14 protein-coding genes are annotated in these 13,482 nt (G+C 68.2%); 5 read left to right on the forward strand and 9 right to left on the reverse strand.

Features of this window, described 5'->3' with window-relative positions; genetic code table 11:
- Window positions 1-3: 3 nt before the first annotated feature.
- Window positions 4-477, forward strand: a complete 474-nt coding sequence (locus ACQR3U_RS11520; protein WP_019290849.1) for a nitroreductase family deazaflavin-dependent oxidoreductase — start codon at window positions 4-6, stop codon at window positions 475-477.
- 7 nt (window positions 478-484) lie between these two features.
- Here ACQR3U_RS11520 and ACQR3U_RS11525 read toward each other — a convergent pair whose 3' ends face one another.
- From ACQR3U_RS11525 to ACQR3U_RS11550, 6 genes are all read right to left on the reverse strand, one after another.
- Window positions 485-1,255 carry an ABC transporter permease gene (locus ACQR3U_RS11525; RefSeq protein ID WP_202399481.1) on the reverse strand — a complete coding sequence of 257 codons (771 nt, stop codon included), beginning with the start codon at window positions 1,253-1,255 and terminating at the stop codon, window positions 485-487.
- Window positions 1,256-1,302: 47 nt separating this feature from the next.
- Entirely contained in the window at window positions 1,303-2,475 is a 1,173-nt protein-coding gene (locus ACQR3U_RS11530; protein WP_006553698.1) for an ABC transporter substrate-binding protein, read from the reverse strand.
- On the reverse strand, window positions 2,472-3,212 hold the full coding sequence (locus tag ACQR3U_RS11535; protein ID WP_039585024.1) for an ABC transporter ATP-binding protein: 741 nt from the start codon (window positions 3,210-3,212) through the stop codon (window positions 2,472-2,474). Before ACQR3U_RS11535 ends, ACQR3U_RS11530 begins: the two co-directional genes overlap by 4 nt.
- Window positions 3,188-4,237, reverse strand: coding sequence for an acyl-CoA dehydrogenase family protein (locus ACQR3U_RS11540; protein WP_230810575.1), 1,050 nt, complete (start codon window positions 4,235-4,237; stop codon window positions 3,188-3,190). The genes ACQR3U_RS11535 and ACQR3U_RS11540 overlap by 25 nt, the downstream gene beginning before the upstream one ends.
- 7 nt (window positions 4,238-4,244) lie before the next feature.
- Window positions 4,245-4,760 carry a DUF4242 domain-containing protein gene (locus ACQR3U_RS11545; RefSeq protein WP_016694511.1) on the reverse strand — a complete coding sequence of 172 codons (516 nt, stop codon included), beginning with the start codon at window positions 4,758-4,760 and terminating at the stop codon, window positions 4,245-4,247.
- Window positions 4,761-4,874: 114 nt separating this feature from the next.
- Window positions 4,875-4,967, reverse strand: coding sequence for a putative leader peptide (locus ACQR3U_RS11550; protein WP_363890111.1), 93 nt, complete (start codon window positions 4,965-4,967; stop codon window positions 4,875-4,877).
- A gap of 54 nt (window positions 4,968-5,021) precedes the next feature.
- Between ACQR3U_RS11550 and ACQR3U_RS11555 the strand changes: the two genes are divergently transcribed.
- Entirely contained in the window at window positions 5,022-5,657 is a 636-nt protein-coding gene (locus ACQR3U_RS11555; protein ID WP_230810574.1) for a TetR/AcrR family transcriptional regulator, read from the forward strand.
- Here the strand turns inward: ACQR3U_RS11555 and ACQR3U_RS11560 are convergent.
- Window positions 5,632-6,801, reverse strand: coding sequence for an energy-coupling factor ABC transporter permease (locus tag ACQR3U_RS11560; RefSeq protein WP_230810573.1), 1,170 nt, complete (start codon window positions 6,799-6,801; stop codon window positions 5,632-5,634). The two genes, ACQR3U_RS11555 and ACQR3U_RS11560, sit on opposite strands and share 26 nt — an antisense overlap.
- Window positions 6,802-6,935: 134 nt before the next feature.
- Between ACQR3U_RS11560 and ACQR3U_RS11565 the strand changes: the two genes are divergently transcribed.
- Together ACQR3U_RS11565 and ACQR3U_RS11570 are read left to right on the forward strand one after the other, a co-directional pair.
- Window positions 6,936-8,162: an acyl-CoA dehydrogenase family protein gene (locus tag ACQR3U_RS11565; protein ID WP_230810572.1), complete on the forward strand. Its 1,227-nt coding sequence runs from the start codon at window positions 6,936-6,938 to the stop codon at window positions 8,160-8,162.
- 328 nt (window positions 8,163-8,490) lie between these two features.
- Window positions 8,491-9,081, forward strand: a complete 591-nt coding sequence (locus ACQR3U_RS11570) for a hypothetical protein (RefSeq protein WP_006552714.1) — start codon at window positions 8,491-8,493, stop codon at window positions 9,079-9,081.
- A 16-nt stretch (window positions 9,082-9,097) separates the two neighbouring features.
- Here ACQR3U_RS11570 and ACQR3U_RS11575 read toward each other — a convergent pair whose 3' ends face one another.
- Both ACQR3U_RS11575 and ACQR3U_RS11580 read right to left on the reverse strand, forming a co-directional pair.
- Window positions 9,098-9,910 carry an alpha/beta fold hydrolase gene (locus ACQR3U_RS11575; protein ID WP_230810571.1) on the reverse strand — a complete coding sequence of 271 codons (813 nt, stop codon included), beginning with the start codon at window positions 9,908-9,910 and terminating at the stop codon, window positions 9,098-9,100.
- A 22-nt stretch (window positions 9,911-9,932) separates the two neighbouring features.
- The gene (locus tag ACQR3U_RS11580) at window positions 9,933-11,468 is read right to left on the reverse strand and encodes an ABC-F family ATP-binding cassette domain-containing protein (protein ID WP_230810570.1); all 1,536 of its coding nucleotides are present in this window, start codon (window positions 11,466-11,468) and stop codon (window positions 9,933-9,935) included.
- Window positions 11,469-11,661: 193 nt separating this feature from the next.
- Between ACQR3U_RS11580 and ACQR3U_RS11585 the strand changes: the two genes are divergently transcribed.
- Window positions 11,662-13,431, forward strand: a complete 1,770-nt coding sequence (locus tag ACQR3U_RS11585; protein WP_230810569.1) for a penicillin-binding transpeptidase domain-containing protein — start codon at window positions 11,662-11,664, stop codon at window positions 13,429-13,431.
- The last annotated feature ends 51 nt before the right edge of the window (window positions 13,432-13,482 follow it).

Genomic DNA, 13,482 nt, shown 5'->3' on the forward strand with positions numbered 1-13,482 from the left:
CGCATGAATCCGCTCCGACCGGTCGCCGTCCGTATCGGAGCGTTGCCGTGGTTGCCGCGGTATTCACAGCCGATCATCGCGGTGGACAAGACCATCCAACGGGCCACGCGCGGCAAGGTCACCCTGCTCGCGATCGCGGGACTGCCCTCGCTCGTGCTCACCGTGAAGGGCCGCAAGAGCGGGGTGCCGCGGTCCACACCGCTGCTGTGTGTGCCGCACGACGGGGGATGGCTCGTGGTGGGGTCGAACTGGGGACACCCGAAAGCCCCGTCCTGGGCGATCAACCTGCGCGCGGCCGACCAGGCGCAGGTGCTGTACGACGGGCACGAGCACGCGGTGTCGGTGCGGATCGCGGAGGGCGACGAACGCGCGCGGCTGTGGCAGGTGCTGCTGGAGACGTGGCCGAACTACGCGCTGTACGCGAAGCGCACCGACCGGGTGCTCCCCGTCTTCGTACTGACGCCGCTCGAGTCCTGATCGCAGGTCAGAGCGGGCGGTCGGCTTCCTCGACGCTCACCGGCCTCCGCCGTTCGCGCAGCAGGTGCCGCGCCGCCCAGTCGAGCCAGAACCCGAGGAAACCGATCACGACGATCACGGCCATGACCTGGTCGTAGGCGAGCTGGTCGCGGGCGTTGAGGATCTGGTAACCGAGACCGGACCGCACGCCGAGCATCTCGGCGGGGACGAGCACGACCCACGCGATACCGAGACCGACCCGCAGACCGGTCTGCACCTGCGCGCGGATGGCCGGCAGGACGACGGTGGTGAGCAGTTCGAGTCGCGTCGCACCGAACGAGCGGGCCACCATCAGATAGCCCTGGTCGATGCCGTGCACACCGGCCGCCGTGTTGATGACGATCGGCCAGATCGCGGCGGCGGCGATGAGGAAGAATACGGGCTGGTGGCCGATGCCGAACAACGCCACGGCGATCGGCGCCCACGACAGCGGCGAGATCATCCGCAGGAACTGCATGATGGGCATCGTCGCGCGCTCGACCAACGGGTTGAGTCCGATCAGCAACCCGAGCGGGATGCCGAGCGTCGCGGCGATCAGCAGACCCACCAGCAACCGCCACAGGCTCGCGAGCGTGTCGGGCAGCAGGACGCCGCGTGCGAACAGGTCGACGATCGCCGGGAAGACGTACTGCGGGGCGAAGTCCCGCACGAGCGAATCCGGCGCGACGAGCACCGTCGTCACCAGCCACCACAAGGCGATCGCGATGACGATGGCGACGGCCTGGGGGACGAGGGGCAGCTGCCGGACGGTGCGGGCCGTCTCCGGCGCCGTGCCGGTCGGGGCGCTCACGAAGGATCGACCTCCTCTGTGCGGGTGAGATCGGCGGGAAGGCCGAAGGCATCGGTGCCGTCGACGCGGGTGAGGGATGTGCGGACGAAGCGGTCGTCGACGAGGTCGTCGTGCACCGTCGCAGGGTCGAGACGAGAGAGGAACCGTGTGTCGCCGTCGACGACGGTGTCGTGCATCGCCTCGATCAGTGCCGCGGTGAAGGTCGGGAAGGGGAACGGCTGGTACCCGATGCGTTGCGGCTGCCACTGCGGGTGCATCGTGCCGGCCTCGCGGTCGGGATAGGTGAGGGCCTTCGTGATCGCGGGCAATGGCTGCGGAAGGTATCCGGCGGACAACATCGCGGCCGCGGCCTGACGGTCGGCGCCGATCTGCAACTGGGCGGAGACCACCGAGTCGGTGAGGGACTGTACGGCGACGGGGTCGCGTTCGATCAGGTCCTCGTGCACGAGCAGGGCGCAGCACGCGTGGTCGCGCCACACATCACCGAGGAAACGGTGGATCCGCCCCACCCCGCGGACCTCCGCGGCGGCGTTGAACGGATCGGCGACGGTGAACGCGGCGATCGAGCCGTTCGCCAGGGCCGGGATCATGTCGGACGGACCCATCACGACGAGGCCCACGGTACGGGCGGACTTCGACGGCGCCTCCCGCACGACCGGTGTCAGTCCGTGCGCCCGCAACAGCTGTTGCAGAGCAATGTTGTGGATCGACCACCAGAACGGGATCGCCACCGTCTGACCTGCGAGATCGCTCAGGTCGGTGATGTGCGGGGCGACCGTCAGCGCCGAGCCGTTGGTGTGGTTCCAGCCGAGGATCCGCACGGAACTACCCAGGCTGTACCGCAACTGGACCGCCATGGGCATGAGCAGGTGCACGACGTCGACGCGCCGGCTGATGAAGGCTTCGGCGAGCGACGCCCAACTGCGGAAGAGCACCGGCTTCGCGGAATCGACGACGCCGGAGGGATACAGGCTCGACCCGTGCGCGACGAGCAGCGGCGCGGCGTCGGTGATCGGCAGGTAGCCGATGCGCAGTTGCCCCGTGCGATTGGCGCGGTCGGTGGTCGCGGTGCGCGCGAGGTCGATCGTGCCGGCAATACCCCCGGCTGCCGCGAGGCCGAGCGCACCGCGCATGAGGGTGCGACGGCTGAACAGACCCGGATCGGTCATGTCGCGGACAGCGACGAATCGCGGTAGTGCGCCAGGATGGCCGGACGCAGCGCGTCGCGGTCGAGCGCAGACATGCCGCCGAGCGCCCATTCCTGCTGCACCACACCCGAACTCCCGAACAGTGCGATGCGGTCGGCGAGTTCGAGCGCCTCGTCGATGTCGTGGGTGACGAGGACCGTCGTGAAACCGAGATCGCGCGCGAGTTCGCCGAGCCACGACCGCAAATCGGAGCGGGTGGCCGGGTCGAGGGCGCTGAACGGTTCGTCGAGCAGCAGCAGTCGCGGACGCACCGCGACGGCGCGGATGACGGCGATGCGCTGGGCCTGACCACCGGACAGCTGGTCGGGGTAGTAGCCGGCGAGCGCGGAGAGGCCGAAACGCTCGAGGAGCGAATCGGCGTAGGCGGTGTCGAACCGCTCGCGGTGCGCGGCGAACCGTCCACCGAAGGCGATGTTCTCGCGCACGGTGAGCCACGGCATCAGGAAGGGCTGCTGGAAGACCATCCCGGTGTGCGGACGGTTGTCGCCCTCGGTGTCGGGCCAGTCGACGGAACCGCGATCGAGGTGATCGAGACCCGCGACGATCCGCAGCAGCGTCGACTTGCCGCTACCGCTGCTGCCGAGCACCACGAGGAACTCGCCGGTCGCGATATCCAGATCCACCCCCTGGAGAACCGGGCTACGGCGACCGGCGAAACTCTTGTATCCGTTCGCTATTCGTACTGCGACAGTTCCCACCGAAGCTGTCCTTCCGACGGCGATTGAATGGGCAGGAAGGCCGCCTCACGGAATCGGCGGTTGGTGGCGCTGGCCGTCGCGTATCCGGCACCGCCGCGCAGTGTCGCTTCGAGGCGGGTCGCGGCGACGGCGACGACCGAACCGTCGAGACGCAGGCGGATGAACTCCGCAGGAGCGATCGAGGTGGGATCGGTGGCAAAGCGGTACAGCCGTTCGCGCAGTGACTCGTACTGCGCCGAAAGCTCTTCGTACTCACCGGTGAACTGCTCGCCCAGTCCGTGCAGACGGCCGACGGCCTCAGTGAGCGATGCGCGTGCCATGCCGACGCAGAACGAGGTCTGCAGCATCATGAAGGTGGGCCGGATCGAACCGCAGAAGTTTGCGAGATCCTCGGTGAGGATGTGCGACTGCGGAATCCGCACACCATCGAGCGTCAGCGAGGTCGACGACGTGGCGCCGAGCGCGAGCAGTTCGGGTGAATCCGCGATGGTGATGCCCTCGGCGTCGGCGCGGACGACGGCGACGAGGCGATCACCGTCGGCGGTGCGGGCCGGGAAGACGATCACCGAGTCGGGAAAGACGTTGGACGCCCAGTGGATCGGGCCGGTGACGGTGATGCCGTCGTCGGTTCGTTCGGCGACGAGGGGGAGCTCGCCGAGACCGGCAAGATGCTTGAGCGCCGCGGCCATGGCGGTGACGCCGATCGTGCGGCCGGACGCGAGGTCGTCCCGGTAACGATCGCGCAGGAACTGCGGTGCGCGATCGATGTATTCGAGCGCCATGCGCTGCGCCCACAGCGAGAAGCCGACGGTGAGCGATTCGGCGGCGACCTCGTCGATGACCGCGACCATCTCGGAGAGACACTCCCCGCTCAGCCCCTTGCGGAGCAGGCCGAGCTCGCCTGTACGGGCGATGTCGGTGCGGATGTCGGTTTCTCCGCGATCGAGAGCAGCTGCGCGATCGCGTACGAACTCTGCGATCGCCGCGCGCTGTTCCTCGCTCGTCCGGTCAATGGCCGCGGTCATCGGATGCTTATCCTTCGAGGGAGTGGAGACGGTCGATGGGCGTGCTGACGACCTCGCGGGCGCGCACGACGGCGGCCTCGTCGGGGGCGTTGTAGAAGCACAGGCACTTGTCCATGTCCTCGCGGACGTAGGTGCGCAGGAAGCTCACCTCGGGGACGTCGGCGTACTTCGGTGAATTCGCCTTCTTGCGCGCGAGGTAGGTCTCCATGTCGATGGTGTCGGGGATGTCCCACTCGACGAGGTAACCGGCCTCGGGGCGGGTGGCCTTGATCTGGTCGAGCTCGGCGCCGACCAGACGGACCTCGTTCGGGCCGACGATCTCGGCGACATCGAGGGAGGCCGACTCGAGCTGGGCGGGGCGGCAGGCGTCGAACTCGGCGATCGCGAAGACGCGCGTGCCGCCAGTGGTGACCTGCGATTCGATCAGTTCGCCGCCGGCGGCGACGACAGCATCGTCGAAGGCCTTGATGGCAGCTTCGGCCTGGCCCTCGGTGGGGACGAGTTCGTAGAGATACAGCGACATGGGGTCACCTTCCGGGAAAGCGGGTTGGAACTGTGACCGGTCCGGGCACGGCGGGGCGCCGTTTCGTCTTCGGACGGGGCGACTACGGCATGCGGCGCACGCAGACGAGGCCGGTCAGAGAGAGGAGCGACAACACGCAGCAGTCGACACCCGCACGAGATCCACGTGCAGGCGGCGAGTCAGAAGGCTGTGTGTCACGTGCTCCACCGTACTGTGAATAGAACGGTCTGTCTATCGCGCCCTGTCCGTTACTCTGGGTACGTGCGTACGTTCGTCGAGAGTGAATCGATCGGCACTCCGAAGGGCACGGCCGGTCCGAAGGGGAAAGCCGAGCGATCGCCGTCCAAGCCCTCACCCTCCACACGTCTGCTCGACACCGCGAGCACGCTCTTCGCCGAGCACGGCATCCGTGCGGTGGGCATCGACCGCATCCTCGCCGAGGCCGGCGTCGCCCGCGCGAGCCTCTACTCGTCGTACGGGTCGAAGGATGCACTGGTGCTCGCCTATCTGGAGGATCTCGACCAGCGCGACCGGCAGCGGTGGCACGCCGCCGCCGAACCGCTCGACGATCCGATCGCGAAGATCCTCACCTTCTTCGATCTCGCGATGCAGTCGGCGCCGAAGAAGAACTTCCGGGGATGCCAGTACGCCAACGCCGCGACGGAATTCCCCCAGGAGTCTCTCGAACCGGTGCTCGCGCACCGGGAATGGCTGAATTCGACGCTCGTCGACCTGCTGAATCTCGCCGGGGTGACCGAATCCGAGGTGGTGGCCGGGCGCGTGCAACTGATCTACGACGGTGCCTTGTCCGGCAGCAAGTTCGAGCACTCCGTCGAACCGATCCGGCTCGGCCGCGACATGGCTGCAGCGATCATCGAGACGCATCTCCCCCGCTGACCCGGGGTCCGCGTCGACCTGTGGACTCAGCCTGCCGAGTTGCTCCGTTGCTGTGTGCGGCGCTCCGTGGTCGCGGAGATGCCGGCCGCGGCACGAGAGCGCGGAAACACACGCTGGCCAGGACGAAGGTGCCGAGCGTTCCCAGCACCGCGGCCACACCCGTCGAACCGGGACGGTCGTCGATGGTGTAGTCGGCCAGTGCGCTGTCGGCGAGCCGATGTTCCTCGACGTCCCGTGCCATGCAGTCGCCTGTGAGATCCTCGGCGAGCGAGTCGATCTCGCAGCCGCGTGAGGTGGCGACCTCGAGAGCGCCGGGGGTGTCGACGGCGAGCGGCGCGAGGATCCCCGCGACGACGAGCGAGGTGAACGCCAGGCCGATGAACAGCGTCCCGCGAGCGCGCGGACGCGGAGGCGGGGCCGGCGAGGCGGTCGCGTCGAGAGGATTGACCGGAAGCCGGGTGAGATGGACGGATTCCGGGGAGATCCGCGCAACGGCGAGCACGACGGCGGCCGTCACCACACCCTCGACCAGCCCGACGGGAATGTGCGTGGCGTAGAGGAATCCGATGTTCGACACCGGAACCGCAAAGGTGCCGACGAGGGCGTACTCGACGACGAAACCCGTCACCGCCGCGAGGACCGAGACGAACCCTGCGACGAACGAGACCAGACCGAGTATGACGAACCGCCGCACCCCGTGGTGTTCGCACAGTGCGCGCAGCGCCGTCGCGGCGAGGAAACCGGCGGCGATGGCGACGAGCACCATGTTCGTGACGTTGGCGCCCAGTGCCGACAGGCCGCCGTCGGCGAAGACGAAGGCCTGCACCACGAGGACGATCGTCAATGCGACCGCACCCACGAACGGGCCGAGCAGGATCGCCGCGAGCGCGCCGCCCACGACGTGGCCGCTCACGTCCGGCAGCACCGGAACGTCGACCACCTGCAGGGCGAACAACAGGGCGCAGACCACCGCCGCAGTGGGCACCGACCTCTTGCTCAGGTCGCTGCGTGCGTACCAGGCGGCGATGCTGACCCCGATCACGGCGATGACGAAGAACCACGCGGACGCGCGGTCGGCGATCAGGCCGTCGCCCATGTGCAGGGCGAGGACGTCCGTGCCGGCGAACCCACTCGTATCGACCATCTCCGATGTCCCTCCCACCGACGGAGTGCTCTGCGGCGAAGGCTAGTACCGGCATCGGGGGAGGCGGAGCGTTTTCGAGAGCTCGGCGGGACGGGAGCCTGGGCAAAAAGTGAAACCCGTTCTATATTTGCGTCATGTACGAGTGGTCCGACACAGACCTCATGTTCCGCGATGCGCTTCGCGGTTTCATCGAGAAGGAAATCCGCCCGCACGTCGACAGTCTCGAATCGGGAGAACTGCCGCCGTACGACATCATCCGGAAGTTGTACGCGACTTTCGGCATCGACGAGATGGCCCGTGAGTCGCTCGAACGCGCCCTCGCGAAAGAGGAACGCGGAGAGAAGCCTTCGGGGTCGTCCGGTGGTACCGGCGGGTCGCCGGGGATGGCGGCGTTGCTCAACATCGAGATCGCCGGGGTGAGCCTCGGGCTCATCGCCTCGCTGGGCGTCAGCCTGGGCCTGACCGCGGGCACGATCCGCAGCCGCGGCACCCTCGCGCAGAAGAAGCGATGGCTGCCCGAGTTGGTGACCTTCGAGAAGGTCGGAGCGTGGGCGATCACCGAACCCGATTCGGGTTCGGACGCCTTCGGCGGGATGAAGACGACGGTGCGCCGCGACGGGGAGGACTACGCCCTCAACGGCCAGAAGACCTTCATCACCAACGGTCCGTACGCCGACGTGATCATCGTGTACGCGAAGCTCGACGAGGGCGACTCCTCGGTGGATCGCCGCGACCGCAAGGTGCTCGCATTCGTGCTGGACAAGGGCATGGAAGGGCTCACCCAGAGCCCGCCCTTCAAGAAGATGGGCATGAACTCCTCGCCGACGGGCGAGCTGTTCTTCGACAACGTGCGCCTGACGCGCGACCGGCTGCTGGGTGAGACCGAGGACGGCGGTCGCAGCGACGGCAAGGACAGCGCGCGCGAATCCTTCGCCACCGAACGTATCGGCATCGCCTATCTGGCCCTGGGCATCATCGAGCAGTGTCTGAAGCTGTGCACCGAGTACGCGAAGTCGCGGAAGCTGTGGGGCAAGGAGATCGCACAGTTCCAGTTGATCCAGCTCAAGCTCGCCGAGATGGAGATCGCGCGGGTGAACGTCCGCAACATGGTCTTCAGCGCGATCGAACGCACGCAGGCGGGGAAGCCGGTGAGCCTGTCGGAGGCGTCGGCGATGAAGCTGTACTCGTCGCGGGCTGCGACCGAGGTGGCGATGGAGGCCGTGCAGCTGTTCGGAGGAAACGGATACATGGCCGAATATCGCGTCGAACAACTCGCGCGTGATGCGAAATCGTTGATGATCTACGCCGGTAGTAACGAAATTCAAGTAACACATATCGCGAAGGGATTGCTCGCACAGTAAGCCCTGAATACGACCGCTCGAAATTAGCAAAAAGGACAATTTTCGGAGGGGGGATGACAATTCCCCCACTGTGTCGACTATTGTTCGCCATGAGAAAAGTTATGCCGGTCGCCGACGAGGGGAGCGACCGGTCCGGAGGGGAGTCCGAGCGGAAATCGGGGGAGCGATGTACGCGGAACGAAGGGACGGCGAAAAGCCGTCGGTCACGACGGACGGCAGGAGCGCTCGCGCAGAGCGCACCCGGCAGGCCGTCATAGAGGCTCATATCGCGCTCATCAGGGCGGGAGAGCTCAAACCCACAGGGGCGCAGATCGCCTCGCGGGCCGGGGTGTCCCTGCGATCGTTGTGGGGACACTTCGGCGACCTCGAGACATTGTTCGCTGTCACCGGCGCCGAGCTGATGCGGCGCCAGGTCGACGCCTACGAGCCGATCGATCCGTCGCTGCCGCTCGAGGAGCGGATCGACGCCTACTGCAGGCAGCGGGCGGAGATGCTCGAATACATCGCGCCGTTCGCACGGTCGTCCGAGATCCGCGTGCCGTTCTCGCGCGAGTTGCAGCGCAACCGCGTGCGTTATCTCGACCGGGCGCGATACGAGATCAGGGCGTTGTTCTCCGACCAGTTCGAGGGCGTCGACGGCACCGTCCGCACCCACATCGAGAACCTGCTGGGTGTGTCGACGACCTGGCCCACCTGGGTGTCGCTGCGGGACGTACTGCGTTTGCCGGTGCCCGAAGCCGTCGAGGTCATGAAGCGGTCGGTGTCGGCGCTGCTCGCGGAGGCATCCGGAGCCGGCCGGCAGCAGGCGGTGGCCCGTGTTGCGCAGGAGAAGGCCGCGGTCGCACCGCACCGGAGGGCGCAGCAGTCCCGGCCGGTGCCGGCGATGACACCGCGGGAACAGGTCGTCGTCCCGGCCTGAGCGCCCGGCCTGAGCATCAGAGCGTGTCGGTCGGTTTCCGACCGGCGCGTGCCGAGAGAAAGGTCTCGACCGCAGGCAGCGCGGCCGAGACCGTCTCGGCATGGTCCACCCCGCGCAGGATCGCGAGTCGCGCACCGGGGACGGTGCGCGACAACGCGCGGGTGTCCTCCACGCGCAGGCGATCGTCCGACCCGACGACGGCGAGCACGGGCACGTCGATGCCGGCGAGCATCTCGTCGTCGATCCCCGGTTCCCGATCCGACCGGCGGAAATAGGCGGCGAGAGCCTGCGCGTCGTTCTTCAGGAAGGCCGAGCGCGTCGGGGGATCGACCGGCGTGCGACGCCGCTCCTCCCAGGCACGGACGAAACCGTCCATGCCCTCGCGCTCGAGCACGTCGACGGTGCCGGGGAAGAACATCGCGTCCATCGATCCCGCCTGGGGGCGTGCGCTCCCGCCGAGCAGCGTCAGGCTCGACAGTCTGTCCGGAGCGTCGACGGCGAGCGCGAGTCCCGCACGGGCGCCGAACGAATAGCCGACGTAGTGCACCCGGTCGACCCCGGCCGCATCCAGGACGGCCAGCAGGTCCCCGACGATCGCGTCCATCGCGTAGGCGTCCTCGTCGTGAGGGGTGTCGCTGCGGCCGTGCCCACGCAGGTCGGGCATGACCAACCGGAAATCCCCGCTGAGCGCCTTCACGTAGCCGAAGGCCCGCCACACCGCCGACGACAGGGCACTGCCGTGGACCAGCAGCACGACCGGTGCCCCCTCGGGACCTGCCGTGGTGAACCGGATCCGGGTGCCGTCGGCGGGATTCGTCGCGTGGCTCATCCCAGCAGTATCGCCGAACGGCTCACCGCCCGAGCTCGACCGACCGATCCACCTCCACCTCCTCCAGGAATCGTTCGTCGTGCGAGACCACCACGAGCGCACCGCTGTAGGCACGCAGGGCCTGGGTCAAGTGCGCGAGACCGGCCAGGTCGAGGTTGTTGGTGGGCTCGTCCAGCAGCAACAACTGCGGAGCGGGATCGGCCGCGAGCACGATCGCGAGCGCGGCCCGCAGTCGTTCCCCACCCGACAGTGCCCCCACGGCGACCTCGGCGTGCCGGCCGCGGAACAGGAAGCGCGCCAGACGTGCCCGCACCTGCTGCGGAGTCAGGTGCGGCGCACGATCCTCGGCGTTCTCCGCGACCGAACGATCGTCGTCGAAGATGTCGAGCCGCTGCGGGAGCAACGCGAAGGGAACGTGGGGTTCCGCCTCGACGATGCGGTGCAGCAGGGTCGTCTTCCCCGACCCGTTGGGGCCGCGCAGCGCGATCCGTTCCGGCCCGACGATCTCGAGCGGTGCGTCCGCCACACGCCGGCCGGGTGGAACCGCGGTTCCGGGCAGGTCGATGCGGATCTCCGGATCGTCGCGCACGGCGTCCTTCGCGCGATCGAGGTTCTCCCGTGCAGTGGTCAGATCCTCCTCGTGCTCACGGCGGAATCGCCCGGCGGATTCCTGCGCCTGCCGTTTGCGCGCGCCCATGACGATCTTGGGTTCGCGCTTCTGCTCGTACATCTTCTGCCCGTAGCGTTGCCGCCGGGCGAGCGTGACGTGCGCCGCCGCCAATTCGCGTGCCTGGCGCCGCACGTCGTTACGGGCGTCCCGCACTGCGGCCCGTGCCGCCTCCTGCTCCTCCGCGACGATCCGTTCGTACTCGCCGAATCCGCCGCCGAACAGGCGCAGAGCCCCGTTGCGCAGTTCGGCGATCGAGTCCATGCGGTCGAGCAGTTCCCGGTCGTGCCCGGCGACGAGCACCGTGCCGGGGAACCGGTCGAGCGCATCCTGCAGGCGCGCACGTCCGTCGGCGTCGAGATTGTTCGTCGGCTCGTCGAGCAACAGCGCGTCCGGTTCGTCGAGCAGGCGTGCGGTGAAGGCGAGCAGCACCGTCTCCCCGCCGGAGAGCTGACCGACGGTGCGGTCGAAATCCCCGACGTCGTGCAGGATCCGGTCGAGGCCGACGCGATGCATGAGCGCAAGAGCGCGGTCCTCGATGTCCCACCGATCGGCTACGACCTCGAAGTCCAGATCGTCGAACGATCCTGATTCGATGCGACGCAGGGACTTTCGGATATCTCCGATGCCGAGGACGGAATCGACCGGCACCGTCGGATCGAGGGTCACGTCCTGAGGGAGGTAGGCGACCCGTCCCCGCACCGTCGACGAACCGGAGGTCGGGCGGAGTTCACCCGCGATCAACCGGAGCAGGGTGGTCTTCCCACTTCCGTTGCGTCCCACCAGGCCGATCCGCCCCGCCGGGACGACGGCGTCGAGATCCTGCACGGCGATGGTGCCGTCCGGATGGGCGTAGGAGAGTGCGGACAGCGTGATACCGGATGAAGACATGATGGCTCCCGAAGGGTGAGGGTCGATTGCGCGAGTGCGCGGGGGACGGGACCTCTCACAGGAGCAACGGACTTCTCCGATCGACGGGTACGGGATGCGAACACCATGGTGAGCCCGCACCGTCCGGGATGCAACCGAATATTTCACCCCGACTCCTACCTGCGATAACAGGCACGGGCTCGAAATTGCAGGCATGATCGGGACCGTGTGGATCCGACTGATCGGTATGGGAGTCGCGACAGCCACGGTGCTGTCGCTGTCGGCGTGTGCCCTCGGCCCCGATCAGCCCGAGACGATCGCGGAAGAGTTCGCTGCCGCTCTCGACGCCGGCGACGTCTTCGGAGCGGCAGCGCTGACCACCGATCCGGTGGCCGCGGAGTCCGCGATCGATGTCCTCTTCGCCGGCCTCGGCCACGACGACCCGACCGTGAGTGTCGCGGGGACGGGCGACGGCGACACCTTCGACCTCGACGTGACGTGGAACTTCGGGGAGGGCCGCGACTGGTCGTACCGCACCACCGGCAGCGCGACGGAGGACCCCGAGGCCGACGCGTGGCGGGTCCGCTGGGACCCCACGGTGCTGTCACCGGAACTGGCGGGCGGCGCGTCGCTGGAGTATCTGACCACCGTCGGCGCCCCGCCGACGATCTTCGACCGGGCCGGGCGGCCGCTCATGGGGGAGCAGGTCGTCACCGTCGTGAACCTGGATGCCACCGCCGATCCCGCCGCGGTCGCTCCCGTGCTGGCCACGGTCGTCCCGACGATCACGGCGGAGAGTCTCGCCGAGCAGGTCGCGGTGGCCGCCGGCGGCGCTGCGGGAGTGATCACACTGCGTGAGGAGGACCTCGCACCGATCGAGGATCGCCTCGCCGCGCTGCCCGGCGTGACGCTCGTGCCGCAGACCCGTCTGCTCACCACCGAGCGCGACCTCGCCTCGCCCGTGTGGTCCGGCCTCGCCGAACTGTGGCAGGAGGGGCAGGACGCCTCGGCCGGCTGGGTGATCCGGCGGGTCGCGGCGGACGGCACGACGAGCCAGGTCGCCGGCGAAGCCGGACCGGAGGCACCCGACCTGACCAGCACGATCGACCTCGACCTGCAGCGACGGGCCGAGGAGGTCCTCGCGGGTTTCGACACGCCCGCGGTGATCGTCGGGATCGAACCCTCGACGGGCGCGATCCGCACGATGGCCCAGAACGACGCGGCCGACGCCGAGGGGCCGATCGCCGCGACCGGCCTCTATCCGCCGGGGTCGACGTTCAAGGTGGTGACGACGGCGGCGGCGCTCGATGCCGGGCTCGCCGAACCCGACACCGTGCTGCCGTGCCCGGGCGTCGCCTCGGTCGGCTCACGAACGATCCCGAACGACGAGAACTTCGATCTCGGCCCCGTGCCGCTGCACACCGCGTTCGCGTTCTCGTGCAATACGACCATGGGGCAGCTCGCTCTGGACCTGCCGCCCGACGCCCTGCGCGCCACCGCGGAACGCTTCGGTCTCGGCATCGATTACGTCACGCCCGGTCTCGTCACGGTCACGGGTAACGTGCCGGTCGCAGACACCGATGCTGCCCGCGTGGAGGCAGCGATCGGACAGGGTCGGGTGACGGCGTCGCCTTTCGGGATGGCGCTGGTCGCAGCCTCGGCGGCGAACGGCCGCACGCCGGTTCCGACGATCGTGGAGGGGCAGCCGGCGACCGCGGATCGGGAGGCCGAACCGATGCCCGAGAACGTGCTGACGGCACTGCGAGAGATGATGCGCGAGACTGTGATCGAGGGTACAGCCGGCACGTTGCGCGACATTCCCGATCTGACGGGGAAGACGGGGACGGCGGAGTACGGTGACAACGTCGGGGCGCACGGCTGGTTTATCGGATCACAGGATAATCTTGCCTTTGCGGTGTTCGTGTCGGGGGCGGACGGCTCCGCCCCTGCCGTCGAGGCGGCGGGTCGATGGCTGAGGGGGTAGGACGCGTGGCGCAATTGTGATGTGTTCGTGCACAACGCGTGCTGGTATCTC

The sequence above is a fragment of the Rhodococcus sp. IEGM1339 genome, assembly GCF_050321925.1.
In the GTDB taxonomy this organism is placed as follows: domain Bacteria; phylum Actinomycetota; class Actinomycetes; order Mycobacteriales; family Mycobacteriaceae; genus Rhodococcus; species Rhodococcus pyridinivorans.